At 67.3% G+C, this 13,922-nt stretch carries 12 protein-coding genes; 9 read left to right on the top strand and 3 right to left on the bottom strand.

The features are described 5' to 3' along the window. Positions 1-30 precede the first annotated feature (30 nt). The 3 genes from H0B43_RS05120 (at position 31) to secA (ending at position 4,598) form a co-directional block, all read left to right on the top strand. The gene (locus tag H0B43_RS05120) at positions 31-729 is read left to right on the top strand and encodes a ComF family protein (RefSeq protein ID WP_185729016.1); all 699 of its coding nucleotides are present in this window, start codon (positions 31-33) and stop codon (positions 727-729) included. Between the two features lie 170 nt (positions 730-899). Beyond that, positions 900-1,577: a ribosome hibernation-promoting factor, HPF/YfiA family gene (gene hpf / locus H0B43_RS05115; RefSeq protein ID WP_185729017.1), complete on the top strand. Its 678-nt coding sequence runs from the start codon at positions 900-902 to the stop codon at positions 1,575-1,577. Positions 1,578-1,727: 150 nt separating this feature from the next. Next, positions 1,728-4,598, top strand: a complete 2,871-nt coding sequence (secA, locus tag H0B43_RS05110) for a preprotein translocase subunit SecA (RefSeq protein WP_185730094.1) — start codon at positions 1,728-1,730, stop codon at positions 4,596-4,598. Positions 4,599-4,607: 9 nt separating this feature from the next. On the opposite strand, the gene H0B43_RS05105 is transcribed toward secA, so the two are convergent. Beyond that, positions 4,608-5,132 carry an Rv3235 family protein gene (locus H0B43_RS05105; protein ID WP_185729018.1) on the bottom strand — a complete coding sequence of 175 codons (525 nt, stop codon included), beginning with the start codon at positions 5,130-5,132 and terminating at the stop codon, positions 4,608-4,610. 105 nt (positions 5,133-5,237) lie between these two features. Here H0B43_RS05105 and H0B43_RS05100 point away from each other — a divergent pair, with 105 nt between their 5' ends. From H0B43_RS05100 to H0B43_RS05075, 6 genes are all read left to right on the top strand, one after another. After that, positions 5,238-5,675, top strand: a complete 438-nt coding sequence (locus H0B43_RS05100; protein ID WP_185729019.1) for an HAD-IA family hydrolase — start codon at positions 5,238-5,240, stop codon at positions 5,673-5,675. Then, positions 5,669-7,093, top strand: a complete 1,425-nt coding sequence (locus tag H0B43_RS05095; RefSeq protein WP_185729020.1) for a wax ester/triacylglycerol synthase family O-acyltransferase — start codon at positions 5,669-5,671, stop codon at positions 7,091-7,093. The genes H0B43_RS05100 and H0B43_RS05095 overlap by 7 nt, the downstream gene beginning before the upstream one ends. Before the next feature lie 30 nt (positions 7,094-7,123). Next, positions 7,124-7,636 carry a DUF6912 family protein gene (locus H0B43_RS05090; RefSeq protein WP_185729021.1) on the top strand — a complete coding sequence of 171 codons (513 nt, stop codon included), beginning with the start codon at positions 7,124-7,126 and terminating at the stop codon, positions 7,634-7,636. A 91-nt stretch (positions 7,637-7,727) separates the two neighbouring features. After that, positions 7,728-8,843 carry a ferredoxin reductase gene (locus H0B43_RS05085; protein ID WP_185729022.1) on the top strand — a complete coding sequence of 372 codons (1,116 nt, stop codon included), beginning with the start codon at positions 7,728-7,730 and terminating at the stop codon, positions 8,841-8,843. A 62-nt stretch (positions 8,844-8,905) separates the two neighbouring features. Beyond that, entirely contained in the window at positions 8,906-10,162 is a 1,257-nt protein-coding gene (locus H0B43_RS05080) for an acyl-CoA desaturase (RefSeq protein WP_185729023.1), read from the top strand. Between the two features lie 112 nt (positions 10,163-10,274). Continuing rightward, on the top strand, positions 10,275-11,513 hold the full coding sequence (locus tag H0B43_RS05075) for a fatty acid desaturase (RefSeq protein WP_185729024.1): 1,239 nt from the start codon (positions 10,275-10,277) through the stop codon (positions 11,511-11,513). A 29-nt stretch (positions 11,514-11,542) separates the two neighbouring features. On the opposite strand, the gene rsgA is transcribed toward H0B43_RS05075, so the two are convergent. Then, on the bottom strand, positions 11,543-12,583 hold the full coding sequence (rsgA, locus tag H0B43_RS05070; RefSeq protein WP_185729025.1) for a ribosome small subunit-dependent GTPase A: 1,041 nt from the start codon (positions 12,581-12,583) through the stop codon (positions 11,543-11,545). Continuing rightward, entirely contained in the window at positions 12,529-13,845 is a 1,317-nt protein-coding gene (gene aroA / locus H0B43_RS05065) for a 3-phosphoshikimate 1-carboxyvinyltransferase (protein ID WP_185729026.1), read from the bottom strand. The genes rsgA and aroA overlap by 55 nt, the downstream gene beginning before the upstream one ends. Positions 13,846-13,922: the final 77 nt, after the last annotated feature.

Genomic DNA, 13,922 nt, shown 5'->3' with positions numbered 1-13,922 from the left:
CCTGTCGGTGCGGTCACGGATACTGCCCGCATGCCCGTCCTGCCCGGTCTTCGGAGCCTGCTCGACCTCATCCTGCCGGCCGAATGCGGCGGGTGCGGGGTACCGGGCCCGCAGTGGTGCGCCCGCTGCGCCGCGGAGTTGGCCGACGATCCCGTGCTGCTTCGGCCCCGCGTGGATCCCGGTGTCGACGTGTGGGCGCTGGGACCCTATTCGGGTCCACGCCGGCGAGCGGTGATCGCCGCGAAGGAACGGGGCCGCCGCGATCTCGCAGTGCCGCTCGGAGCCGCCCTGGCGGGCGCGGTGAGCCGTCTGCAGCAGTGGGGTGAACTCGACCCACCGGACGTCGCGCCGGTGGTTCTCGTGCCGGCTCCGACGCGGCCCCGGGCCGCCCGCGCCCGCGGCGGCGACCCCGTCACCCGGATCGCCGTCGCGGCAGTGGGGGCGAGGCGCGTGTGCCCGGCCCTCGTCATGCGGCGTGGCGTGCGCGATTCCGTCGGATTGAGCGCCGATCAACGTCGAGTAAACCTCGAGGGTGGCGTCCGGCTGACGCGCAGCGGTGCAGGATTCGCCCGTTACTTTTCCTCGGAAACCGCTGCGCTGCAGCGTGTCTCGGTGATTCTGGTGGACGACGTGTCCACTACCGGCGCGACCGCTGCCGAGTCGGTTCGGGTGCTGTCGCGAGTGGGTATCCGAGTGGGTGCGGTTGTCGTCGTGGCGGGTGTTGGATGAAATTCTGCCGAACAGTGGCACTCACGCGAGTTACGTACTAGCGTCGCGGACACACCCGAAAACACAGGTAGGAGGTGGAACTTCGAACCTGGTGCCGGGCGGACCCCCTTCCGGCATTGCTCAAACTCGCCGCCGCCCACCAAGGGCGGGGCCGTAATCGGGAGGTACGAGTGACGACCCCTTCGCAAGCCTCGGTTTTCGTCGACGACCGCACTACGGACGCAACAGAGAAGACGGATACCCCCCACGCCGAGATCGTAGTCAAGGGACGCAACGTCGAGGTACCCGACCACTTCCGCGTGTACGTCTCCGAGAAGCTGTCGCGCCTCGAGCGCTTCGATCCCTCCATATTCCTGTTCGATGTCGAACTTCAACACGAACCCAATCGACGCCAGAGGAAGAGCTGCCAGCGCGTCGAGATCACTGCCCGAGGCAAGGGGCCGGTAGCCCGAGCCGAGGCATCCGCCGACAGTTTCTACGCAGCATTCGAGTCGGTGACCGCCAAGCTCGAGAGCAGGCTCCGCCGCACCAAGGATCGGAAGAAGGTTCACTACGGGGAAAAGACCCCGGTGTCGGTCGCGGAGGCCACCGCCGCACTCGCCGAGGACGAGAGTCTCGGGATCAGTCCCGACATCTCCCTGGACGGTCAGGTGTCGGAAGAGCACACACCGGGTCATGTCGTGCGTACCAAGGAACACAAGGCAACGCCGATGACCATTGACGACGCGTTGTACGAGATGGAACTGGTAGGGCACGACTTCTTCCTGTTCCACGACAAGGAGTCGGACAAGGCGACCGTCGTCTACCGGCGGCACGCGTTCGACTACGGATTGATACGTCTGGCGTGATGTAGCCCGTTCCGTTCGACGATCCGAGCGGTCGGTCTACTCGTCCGATCGCAGAAGCGCCTACCATGGAATCCGGCCGGGGTTCTCGGACCTCCGGCCGGATTTTGTGTGTCACCCATCCACTGCCGAAGATTGAGGACGAACAAGACTGTGCCGTCGCTGTCGCTATCGAAGCTGCTCCGTGTTGGTGAAGGTCGCATGGTCAAGCGGCTCAAGCACATCGCCGACCACGTTTCCTCGCTGTCACCCGAGGTCGAAGACCTGACCGACGAGCAGCTGCGCGCGAAGACCGAGGAGTTCCGCGCCCGCTACCGGGACGGCGAGACCCTCGACGAACTGCTTCCCGAGGCGTTCGCGGTCGCCCGCGAGGCGTCCTGGCGGGTCATCGACCAGCGCCACTTCCACGTGCAGATCATGGGCGGCGCGGCCCTGCACTTCGGCAACATCGCCGAGATGAAGACCGGTGAGGGCAAGACCCTGACCTGCGTGTTGCCCGCGTACCTCAATGCGATCGCCGGCGACGGCGTTCACGTCGTGACGGTCAACGACTACCTCGCCAAGCGCGACTCCGAGTGGATGGGCAGAGTCCACCGTTTCCTCGGCCTCGACACCAGCGTGATCCTGTCCGGCATGTCACCCGCGGAGCGCCGCGCCGCGTATGCGGCCGACATCACATACGGCACCAACAACGAGTTCGGGTTCGACTACCTGCGCGACAACATGACGCATTCGCTGGACGACCTCGTCCAGCGCGGTCACAACTTCGCCGTCGTCGACGAGGTCGACTCCATCCTCATCGACGAGGCCCGGACGCCCCTCATCATCTCCGGCCCCGCCGACGCCTCGAGCAAGTGGTACGCGGAATTCGCGCGCATCGCGCCGCTGCTCAAGCGTGACGTGCATTACGAGGTCGACATCCGCAAGCGCACCATCGGCGTCCACGAGGCCGGTGTCGAACTGGTCGAGGATCAGCTCGGCATCGACAATCTGTACGAGGCCGCCAACTCGCCCCTCGTGAGCTACCTGAACAACGCCATCAAGGCCAAGGAGCTCTACACGAAGGACAAGGACTACATCGTCCGCGACGGCGAAGTGATCATCGTCGACGAATTCACCGGCCGCGTCCTCGTCGGCCGCCGGTACAACGAGGGCATGCACCAGGCGATCGAGGCCAAGGAGAAGGTCGAGATCAAGGCCGAGAATCAGACCCTCGCCACGATCACGCTGCAGAACTACTTCCGCCTGTACGACAAGCTGTCGGGCATGACGGGTACGGCCGAGACCGAGGCCGCCGAGTTGCACCAGATCTACAACCTCGGTGTCATCCCGATCCCCACCAACCGGCCGATGGTGCGCGTCGACAACGGTGACCTGATCTACAAGACCGAGGAAGCCAAGTTCGATGCGGTCGTCGACGACGTCGTCGAGCGCCATCAGAACGGCCAGCCCGTCCTGATCGGTACCACGAGCGTCGAGCGGTCCGAGTACCTGTCCAAGCAGTTCACCAAGCGCGGCGTGGCCCACAACGTGCTGAACGCGAAGTTCCACGAGCAGGAAGCCCAGATCATCGCGGAGGCCGGCCGGTCGGGTGCGGTCACCGTGGCGACCAACATGGCCGGCCGTGGTACCGACGTCGTGCTGGGCGGCAACCCCGACATCATCGCGGACATCGCGCTGCGCAAGCAGGGACTCGACCCGGTGCACACACCGGAGGACTACGAGGCGGCGTGGGACGACGTCCTCGACCAGGTCAAGGCCGAGGTGAAAGCCGACGCGGACAGGGTCCGCGAGGCGGGCGGGCTGTACGTGCTCGGCACGGAGCGGCACGAGTCCCGGCGTATCGACAACCAGTTGCGCGGCCGGTCCGGCCGTCAGGGCGACCCCGGTGAGTCGCGGTTCTACCTGTCGCTCGGCGACGAATTGATGCGGCGGTTCAACGGCGCGGCGCTCGAGTCGATCATGACCCGGCTCAATCTGCCCGACGACGTCCCCATCGAGGCGAAGATGGTCTCGAAGGCCATCAAGAGCGCTCAGACGCAGGTCGAGCAGCAGAACTTCGAGATCCGTAAGAACGTCCTCAAGTACGACGAGGTGATGAACCAGCAGCGCACGGTCATCTACAACGAGCGCCGCCAGATCCTCGAAGGCAAGGACATGGAGGGCCAGGTCGAGAAGATGATCACCGACGTGGTCACCGCCTACGTCGACGGTGCCACCGCCGACGGGTACGTCGAGGACTGGGATCTCGAACAGCTGTGGACGGCCCTCCGGACGCTGTACCCGGTCGGCATCGACTACAAGGAACTGGTCGGCGACAGCGACGAGGGCGACACGAAGGACATCACCGCCGAGGAGTTGCGCGAGACCCTGCTGAAGGACGCGCACGAGGCGTACACCCGCCGGGAAGCCGAGATCGACGGTGTGGCCGGCGAGGGATCCATGCGTGAGCTGGAACGCCGGGTCCTGCTCAGCGTGCTCGACCGCAAGTGGCGCGAACACCTCTACGAGATGGACTACCTCAAGGAGGGCATCGGTCTGCGGGCGATGGCCCAGCGCGATCCGCTCGTCGAATACCAGCGCGAGGGCTTCGACATGTTCGGCGGCATGCTGGAAGGGCTCAAGGAGGAGTCGGTCGGATTCCTGTTCAACCTTCAGGTCGAGGCCGCCGCACCGCAGGCGGCGCCGGCTCCGGGCATCGCCGTCACCGCGTCGTCCGCCGCGGCAACGGCGTCCGCCGCACCCGCTCCGGCCCCGCCGCGTCCGCTGCCCACCCAGGAAGCAGCACAGCAGGCGCAAGGCACGGCCGCGCCGTCCGCCCTCCGCGCCAAGGGACTGGACGACGGCGAGCCGCGCGGGCTCACCTATTCCGGGCCCGCCGAGGACGGCAACGCCCAGCTCAGCCGCCGTGGAGCGGCCGAGTCGGACGATGCCGCCGACGCCGGCACCCGCCGCCAGCGGCGCGAAGCCGCGCGGTCGCAGGCGAAGGGCAAGAAGGCTCCGCGGACCAAGCGCAAGCGCTGACCTCCCGGATCAGCCGACCACCATCGAGGTGACGGTCCAGCCCGTGTCGGACGCTCGTTCGACACGGGCTGCGATCACGAAGACCCGGGAACCCCGGCCGTAGGTGCCGAACGCCTCGTACGCCCCGGGTCCCACCGCGCGCAGATGCACGCGGACGAGCGTCGCGACGCCGAGTCGCCTGCCCGGAGCATCCGCCAGCGCGAGCGTGCGCACGACGTCGATCAGCGACGGCGACACCAGCGGCCGCAGTTGCCGCACATTGCGGCGCCGATCCAGAACTTCGAGAACGAGCCGGAACGCCTGCTCCGTGAATCGATGGACATCCCGCGGGGGAAGCGGCGCCGTGTCCGGCTGCGCCGCGGGAGATCGCGGCGACGCCCCCGAGTGGGGCGACGGACGGTGCCGACCGCGGCCCGGTGCGGGGCGCCCACGCGCAGGCGCGTCCGGAGCTGCCGGCAGCGGCGGTGCGGGAACGTCGCGGGCGGCCGGCTCGAAGTGCGGCACCCGTGACAGGAACGTGTAGGACTCACTCATTTCTTACCCCCCGGTTTCGGCATGAGACGGCCGTCGTAGCGGTCATACTCGCACGGATCCCGTCGTCGTGTCGCCGAACCGGGGAGCGGACCCTAGGGTGGGGACGTGCGGGGATTGATTTTGGACTTCGGCGGAGTTCTGGCGGGCCCCGGTTCGGACATGGACGGCCTGTCGTCAGTCCTTGCCGGTGCCCGCAACCGTGGTGTGCGCACTGCAATCCTCAGCAACGATCCGGGGGGCCCCGCCGCGCAGTGGCTGCGGGAACTCGGCGACGGCCGGTTCGTCGACCACGTCGTGCTGTCCGGGGATGTCGGTGTTGCCAAACCTGATCCGCGGATCTACCGGCTGACCGCCGATGCGCTCGGCCTGGATCCGGGGGACTGTATCTTCGTCGACGACCTGCCGGTCAACGTCCGGGGTGCGGTGGCGGCCGGGATGGTCGGGGTTCACCACGTCGACGGCGCGGCCACCGCGGACGAGATAGCGATACTTCTCGACGTGGATCGAGACGGGATGCAAGGGGGACAGGCGCCGACATGGTGACGAGACTGACTACGCAGGACGCGTCGTTCTACTTCCTCGAGGCGAGCAGTACGCCGATGCACGTGGGTTCGCTCGCGATCTTCCGGAAACCGCGAAACGGGTTGTCCTACGAGGAATTACTGAGCCTCGTCGAGGAGCGGCTGAGTCTGGTGCCGCGCTACCGCCAGAAGGTGCGGGAGGTGGCGCTGGGGCTGTCGCGTCCGGTGTGGGTGGACGACCAGGACTTCGACATCGAGTACCACGTCCGGCGGTCGGCGCTGCCGAAACCCGGATCGGATGCCCAGTTGCACGACCTGGTCGCGCGGCTCACGTCCCGCCCGCTCGACAACACGCGCCCGCTGTGGGAGATGTATCTGGTGGAGGGGTTGTCGAACAACCGTTTCGCCATCTTCACGAAGTCTCATTCGTCGCTCGTCGACGGCGAGACGGCGCTCGAGATCGGGCAGGTGATCCTGGACCCGGCGAAGACCCGGCGGCCGATGGCCGAGGAGTTGTGGATGCCGAGCCCCGCGCCCAGCGAGTCCACGCTCATCGCCGGTGCGCTCGCGGAGATGGTGTCGCGGCCGGGCGAGGGACTGGCGGCGCTGCGGGTGACGTTGGGTGACATGGCGTCGGCGGTGGGTGAGACCGTGCGCGCGGTCGGCAAACTCGCCGCCGTGGTGCGTACCGCCACGCAGGTGGCGCCGGCGAGTCCGCTCAACGCGACCATTTCCCGGAACCGGCGCTTCGCCGTCGTCAAGACCGAATTGGGCGATTACCGGAAGATCCGCGCGCAGTACGGGTGCGAGGTCAACGACGTGATCCTCGCCGTCGTGTCGGGGGCGATGCGGTACTGGTTGCTGTCCCGCGGCGAACCGGTGGCCGAATCGACGACAGTCCGTGCGATGGTTCCGATGTCGGTGTACGCGACGGACCCGGAGGACGCCGAGGAGGCGTCGCGTCGCGGCGAGTGGGCGGATCCGCGGAGCATGGTGTCCTCGTTCCTCATCGACCTGCCGGTGGGGGAACCGAATGCTGTGGTGCGGCTTTCGCACGTGGCACACGCGATGGAGGCGCACGCGAAGCAGAGTCAGCGGGTCACCGCGGAGACCCTGGTGCGGTTGTCGGGTTTCGCACCGGCCACGCTGCACGCGATGGGTGCCCGGGTGGCGAGCAGCTTCTCGCAGCGGATGTTCAATCTGATGATCACCAACGCGCCGGGTCCGCAGCTGCCGCTGTACGTCGGGGGAGCGCGGATGCTCGAGATGTATCCGGTGTCGCCGCTGCTGAAAAACCAGACTTTGAGCATTGCGCTGACGTCGTACGACGGCAACGTCTATTACGGTTTGAATGCAGACCGTGACGCCATGGCCGACGTGGACGTGGTGGCGGCGCTGCTGCACGAATCTCTCGAGGAGTTGTTGGATGCCAGCCGGTGAGAAGTCCGCGGTGCGAATGACGGGTGTCGCATGACGAGGGTGTACGTTCCTGCGACGATCGAGATCCTCCATCGGCTCGTGGCCGACCAGGAATTCGACCCGATGAGCCGTACCGCCTTCGCCGTCACCGCCACCCTCCGTGAGGCGTACTCGTCGGGAGACGACGACGAACTGGCCGAGGTCGCGATGGCGGAGGCAGCCCGGGCGTCGCTGCGTCTGATCGCGGGCCGGGTCGCGGAGGGCGGAACCGACGGGGTCCGCTTCCGTCGCGCCGTGGTCGCCGCGGACGTGGATGACGTGACGCCGCGTCCGGACCTCGACGACGCGGTGGTCCGCCTGCCCGGTCCGGTGACGATCGGCCGGGTTGCGTCGGTGCACGTCGACCTCGCGGAGGCGGAGCCGGACATCGAGCGAGCGGTGTCGGCAATCGACGAGGCGGATCTCGGGGACCCGGACGCCGAGTTCGTTCTGGGTGACGCCGAGGATCACGTACTGGCGTGGTATGCCACCCAGGAGCTTCCGTTCCTGCTCGAACTGCTCTGACCGGTCCATCCTCTTACCTTGGGGTAACCTACGGTACCGTAACTTAAAAACCTACGGTAGCGTAGGTCGTGACGGAAAAGGTGGAGGTCGAATGGGTCTCAAGGATTGGATCGAGGCGCCCGCAGCAGCGGTCGTGCCCGCCAAGCGGTCCAAGCTCAATTGGTTGCGCGGTGCGGCGGCACGTCTGACGACGCCGTTGCTCCCCGACGACTACCTGCACCTGGCCAACCCGCTGTGGTCGGCCCGCGAACTGCGCGGACAGATCGTGGAGGTACGCGCGGAGACGGCGGACTCTGCGACGATCGTCATCAAGCCGGGCTGGGGATTCGACTTCGACTACGAGCCCGGCCAGTACATCGGCATCGGCCTGCACATCGACGGACGATGGCACTGGCGTTCGTACTCCCTCACCTCACCCCCGAACTGGGACGACAAACTCATCTCCATCGCCGTCAAGGCGATGCCCGAGGGATTCCTGTCGAGTCACCTCGTCAACGGTGTGCCGTCGGGCACGATCGTGCGGCTCGCGACGCCCACGGGCAACTTCGCGCTGCCCGACCCGCCGCCGCAGCGCATCCTGTTCCTCACCGCGGGCAGCGGCATCACTCCCGTCATGGCGATGCTCCGCACGATGAACCGGCGCGGCCAGCTTCCCGACGTCTTCCACGTCCATTCGGCGCCCACCGACGCCGACGTGATGTTCGCCGACGAACTCACCCAGCTCCACGAGGAGCACGACGACTTCCGGTGCAAGATCCAGCTCACCCGCAGCCAGGGCAAGTTCGCGTTGTCCTCGCTCGACGAAGTGTGCCCGGACTGGCGCGAACGGCAGACGTGGGCCTGTGGGCCGCTGCCGATGCTCGACGAGATCGAGACGCTGTGGCGCGACGAGAACATCGAGGACAAGTTGCACCTCGAGCGTTTCGCCGTCTCCCGCGCGGACACGTCCGGCGAGGGTGGAACGGTGACGTTCGCCAAGGCCGACAAGACCGTCGCGATCGACGGTGCCACCACTCTCCTCGAGGCCGGTGAGAAGGTCGGGGCACTGATGCCGTTCGGCTGCCGGATGGGTATCTGTCAGACCTGTGTCGTGCCGATTCTCGCCGGGCACGCGATCGACCTGAGGTCCGGCAAGCAGCATGCCGAAGGTGACCGAGTCCAGACTTGTATCTCGGCGGCGGCAGGGGACTGCACGCTCGACGCGTGAGCGTGAGCGTGTTGTTCACCTGACTCCGCTATTCTCGGACTCTCACCAGACGGAGGAGCACGGTGGCGATCACCGACATCAAAGAGTTCGCGCATCTGACCGAAGCGGACATCGAATCGCTCGGGCGTGAGTTGGATGCGATCCGGCTCGACGTGGAGGATTCGCGAGGCGTCCGCGACGCCCGTTACATCCGCCGGGCCATCAGGGCGCAACGACTGCTGGAGCTCGGTGGCCGGCTCGCGCTGTTCGGCAGCAGGTACCGGCCGGCCTGGCTCGCGGGCACCGCGATGCTCTCCCTCTCGAAGATCATCGAGAACATGGAACTCGGCCACAACGTGATGCACGGCCAGTGGGACTGGATGAACGATCCCGAGATCCACTCGATGTCGTGGGAGTGGGATCAGACGGGCCCCTCGGAGCATTGGAAGCGGGCCCACAACTACTCCCACCACACGTTCACCAACATCGTGGGAATGGACTCCGACGTCGGTTTCGGCATCCTCCGGATGACCCGCGACGAGGAGTGGCGGCCGATCAATCTGCTGCAGCCGTTCGCCAACATCGTCCTCGCCGCCACGTTCGAATGGGGGATCGCGCTCCACGACCTCACGTTCGCGGCCGAGTTGGAGGGCGCCGAGAAAGGGCAGCTCAACTCGCAGGCCAACAAGGATTTCGCCCGCAAGATCTTCCGGCAGGTCGGCAAGGATTTCTTCCTGTTCCCGCTGCTCGCGGGCCCGGCGTGGAAGTCGACGCTGTCGGCGAACACTGCCGCGAACCTCGCCCGGAATCTGTGGGCGTACGTCGTGATCTTCTGCGGCCACTTCCCGGACGGTGCCGAGAAATTCACCGTCGCGGAGTACGAGAACGAGACCCGGCACGAATGGTATCTCCGGCAGATGCTGGGCAGCGCCAATTTCGATTCCGGCAAGATCATGGGCTTCATGAGCGGCAACCTCAGCTACCAGATCGAGCATCACCTTTTCCCGGACCTGCCCAGCAACCGGTACCCGGAGATCGCCGTGAAGGTGCGGGCGCTGTGCGAGAAGTACGACCTGCCGTACACGACGGGTTCGCTCGCGAAGCAGTATCTGCTGGCTCTGCGCACGATCCACAAGCTCGCGCTGCCCGACCGCTTCCTGCGGGCGACGGCCGACGACGCCCCTGAGACGTCGTCGGAGCGCAAGTTCCGCGAGGCCCGCGATGCGGGTGCAGCGATGGTGGAGACGCTGCGCACGGACCCCGTCACGGGGCAGCGCCGGGGTCTGCTGTCGGCGCTTCGTGCCCGCGCCGAGGCCAAGATTCCTCGACGCCGCCGGTGATTTCACTCACACCTACACTCAGGTAACCTACGGTGTCGTAACTTACGGTACGGTAGGTCGAGTCAGCGCCTACCGGGTGTGAACTGTCGACCCAGCCAGGAGGAGGTCCCCCATGGCGATTGCAGATGTCAAGGAATACGCACATCTCACCGAAGCCGATGTCGAGGCGCTCGGGCGCGAGTTGGATGCGATCCGCCGCGATATCGAAGAGTCCCGCGGGGAGCGCGACGCGCGCTACGTGCGGAACACCATCAGGCTGCAGCGCGGACTCGAGATCAGCGGGCGCGCAGTGCTGTTCGCGAGCAAGCGGCGTCCCGCCTGGCTCGCGGGCACGGCCTTGCTCTCCCTCTCGAAGATCATCGAGAACATGGAACTCGGCCACAACGTCATGCACGGCCAGTGGGACTGGATGAACGATCCCGAGATCCACTCCACCTCGTGGGAGTGGGACGTGACGGGACCGTCCGCTCACTGGAAGCAGACGCACAACTACATTCACCACAAGTACACCAATGTCCTCGGCATGGACGACGACGTGGGATACGGGCTGCTGCGCGTCACGCGTGACCAGCGGTGGAAGCCGTTCAATACCGGCAACCTCCTCTACAACACCCTGCTCGCGCTGTTCTTCGAGTACGGCATCGCGGCGCAGCACCTCGAACTCGGCAAGGTCGCCAAGGGGCGCGTACCGAGCGAGGAGACCCAGCGCAAGCTTCGCGAGGTCGGCGAGAAGGTCGGCAAGCAGATCCTCAAGGACTACGTGATCCACCCCGCGGTCACCGGTCCCGCGTGGAAGAGCACGCTCACTGCCAACATCGCCGCGAACATGATCCGCAACGTGTGGACCAACGCGATCATCTTCTGCGGGCACTTCCCGGACGGCGCCGAGAAGTTCACGAAGGCCGACATCGACAAGGAAACGCCCGCGCAGTGGTACCTCCGGCAGATGCTCGGTAGCGCGAACATCGACGGCGGCAGGCTGATGGACTTCATGTCCGGCAACCTGAGCTACCAGATCGAGCACCACCTGTTCCCCGACCTGCCGAGCAACCGCTACGCGGAGATCGCCGTGCGGGTGCGGGAACTGTGCGAGAAGTACGACCTGCCCTATACCTCCGGGCCGTTCCTCGTGCAGTACGCGAAGTCGTGGCGGACCATCGCCAAGCTGTCGTTGCCGAACAAGTACCTCAAGGCGACCGCGGACGACGCGCCGGAGACGGCGTCGGAGCGTAAGTTCGGTGGAAACACCACGGCGACAATCGATCCCGTGACCGGTCGCCGTCAGGGGCTCGGTTCCGCGATCAAGCGCACGCGCAAGCGCGGCGGTCTGCGCGCGCTGCTCTCCCGCTAGAAGGTTCCGCTACAGGCGCGGTTCGTCCCTCACCAGGCTTCGTTGGACGCGATGGCCGTGAGGAGGTGACGGACCGCGTCGACGCGTTTGGCGGCCTTGCCCTCGAGGTGGTCGAGCGCGCATTCCGGGTCCGCGGGCGGGCCGAGGTGGGTACAGCCTCGCGGGCAGTCCTCGATGGCCGCGGCCAGGTCGGAGAACGCGGCCACCACGTTCTCCGGGGAGATGTGGGCCAGCCCGAACGAGCGGATGCCCGGCGTGTCGATGACCCAGCCACCGCCCGGGAGGGGCAGCGCGACCGACTGCGTGGAGGTGTGGCGGCCCTTGCCGACGCCGGAGACCACACCGACGGCGCGGTCGGCGTCGGGCACGAGGCGGTTGACGAGAGTCGACTTGCCGACCCCGGAATGACCGATCAGTGCGGTGAGCCGGCCGGAGAGCATCGACACGACCTCATCGACGGGATCGTCCCGTCCGGCCACGACGACGGGCACGTCGAGGTCGGCGAACGCGCTCGCGAACTCCTCGGGTGACTCGAGATCGCTCTTCGTCAGGCACACGATGGGGCTCAACCCGCCGGCGTACGCGGCGACCAGTGCGCGTTCGACGAATCCGGTTCGCGGCGGCGGGTCGGCGAGTGCCACGACGATCAGCAGCTGCTGGGCGTTGGCCACGACGATCCGCTCGTACGGATCGGTGTCGTCGGCGGTGCGCCGCAGCACGGTGGAGCGGTCGGCCACCCGCACGATCCGGGCGAGTGTGTCGGGTTTGCCGGACAGATCGCCGACGACGCTCACCTCGTCGCCCACCACGATCGGGGTGCGGCCCAGTTCGCGGGCGCGCATCGTGACGAGGGGCCGTTCGGGGTCACCGCCCAGTACGCATCCCCAGCGGCCGCGGTCGACCGAGACGACCATCGCGGATTCCGCGGCGAGATGTTCCGGCCGGGTCTTCGTGCGCGGACGCGTGCCTCGGCCCGGGCGCACCCGGACGTCGGACTCGTCGTACTGCCTGCGGCTCAGAAGCTCGCCTTCCGTTCGGTCGCTGTGCCTGCGGACAGCATTGTGGCCCACAGGTTCTCGAACCCGGGAAGGGTCTTGGCCGTCGTGCCGACGTCCTCGATCTCGATGCCGTCGACCGTCAGGCCGACGATGGCCCCGGCGGTCGCCATCCGGTGGTCGGCGTAGGAGCGCCACGTCCCCCCGTGGAGGGCTGCCGGGACGATGGTGAGGCCGTCCTCGGTCTCGGTGGCGTTTCCGCCCAGCGCGTTGATCTCGTGCGCGAGAGCGGCCAGCCGGTCGGTCTCGTGACCGCGTAGATGCGCGATGCCGCGCAGGTGGGACGGCCCGTCGGCGAGAGCGGCGAGTGCCGCGACGGTGGGGGTGAGTTCGCCCACGTCGTGCAGGTCGATGTCGATCCCGGTCAGCTTGTGGGGGCCGCGCACCGTCAGACTCGACCCGTCCAGCCGGACGTCCGCGCCCATCGCCAGCAGGATCCCGCGGATCGCGTCGCCGGGCTGCGTCGTCCGGCTCGGCCACAGCGGAACCGTCACCTCACCCCCGGTGACGGCGGCGGCGGCCAGGAAGGCGGTCGCGTTGGACAGGTCGGGCTCGATCACCCGGTCGATCGCCCGCACGACGCCGGGGCTCACCCTCCACGTATCGGCCTCCCCACCGGTCGCGGGGGTCGACACCTCCACACCCGATTCACGGAGCATGTCGACGGTCATGTCGATGTGCGGCATCGACGGGACGGTCTTGCCGTCGTGATGGACCGTGACGCCCTCGTCGAACGCGGCCGCCGACAGCAGCAGCCCGGAGACGAACTGCGACGAGCCCGACGCGTCGATCGTGACCCGCCCACCGCGCAGCGAGCCCGCGCCGCGCACGGTGAAGGGGAGGGAGTCGCCGTCGATGTCCGCGCCGAGGCCGCGCAGCGCGTTCAGGATGGTGTCGAGGGGGCGGGTCCGGGCCTGCTCGTCGCCGTCGAAGTGGACGGTACCGTCGGCGAGAGCGGCGACCGGCGGAAGAAACCGCATCACGGTGCCCGCGAGCCCGCAGTCGACCGCACCGCCCCGGAACCGGCCCGGCGTGACGCGCAGCATGGTCTCGGCGTCGACGGTGTCGATGCTCGTTCCGAGCGTGCGGAGGGCGTCGATCATGAGGTCGGTGTCGCGGCTGCGCAGTGCTCCGGTGAGGGTGGACGGCCCGTCCGCGAGTGCGGCGAGGATCAGCGCGCGATTGGTGATCGACTTCGATCCGGGGAGGGCGACCGTCGCGACGACGGGCACTTCGGCACGGGGGGCGTTCCACAGGCTCAGGCTCACGGTCTCCATCTTCGCCTATCGGACGGGCCGCCGGGCGGGGTGGGCGGCGTGTCGCGGGTGTCGGTGGTTCGTGCCACTCTGGTGGG

Origin of the sequence: Rhodococcus sp. 4CII (assembly GCF_014256275.1) — a bacterium.
Classification (GTDB): Bacteria; Actinomycetota; Actinomycetes; order Mycobacteriales; family Mycobacteriaceae; genus Rhodococcus_F; species Rhodococcus_F wratislaviensis_A.
This window is presented reverse-complemented; position numbering and strand designations above follow the sequence as displayed.

Excerpts from the sequence above, each read along its gene's own strand:
- aroA (WP_185729026.1), bottom strand. The coding sequence starts at position 13,845 with ATGGAGACCGTGAGCCTGAGCCTGTGGAACGCCCCCCGTGCCGAAGTG.
- H0B43_RS05120 (WP_185729016.1), top strand. The coding sequence starts at position 31 with ATGCCCGTCCTGCCCGGTCTTCGGAGCCTGCTCGACCTCATCCTGCCG.
- H0B43_RS05090 (WP_185729021.1), top strand. The coding sequence starts at position 7,124 with ATGACGAGGGTGTACGTTCCTGCGACGATCGAGATCCTCCATCGGCTC.
- H0B43_RS05105 (WP_185729018.1), bottom strand. The coding sequence starts at position 5,132 with ATGAGTGAGTCCTACACGTTCCTGTCACGGGTGCCGCACTTCGAGCCG.
- H0B43_RS05085 (WP_185729022.1), top strand. The coding sequence starts at position 7,728 with ATGGGTCTCAAGGATTGGATCGAGGCGCCCGCAGCAGCGGTCGTGCCC.
- H0B43_RS05095 (WP_185729020.1), top strand. The coding sequence starts at position 5,669 with ATGGTGACGAGACTGACTACGCAGGACGCGTCGTTCTACTTCCTCGAG.
- H0B43_RS05075 (WP_185729024.1), top strand. The coding sequence starts at position 10,275 with ATGGCGATTGCAGATGTCAAGGAATACGCACATCTCACCGAAGCCGAT.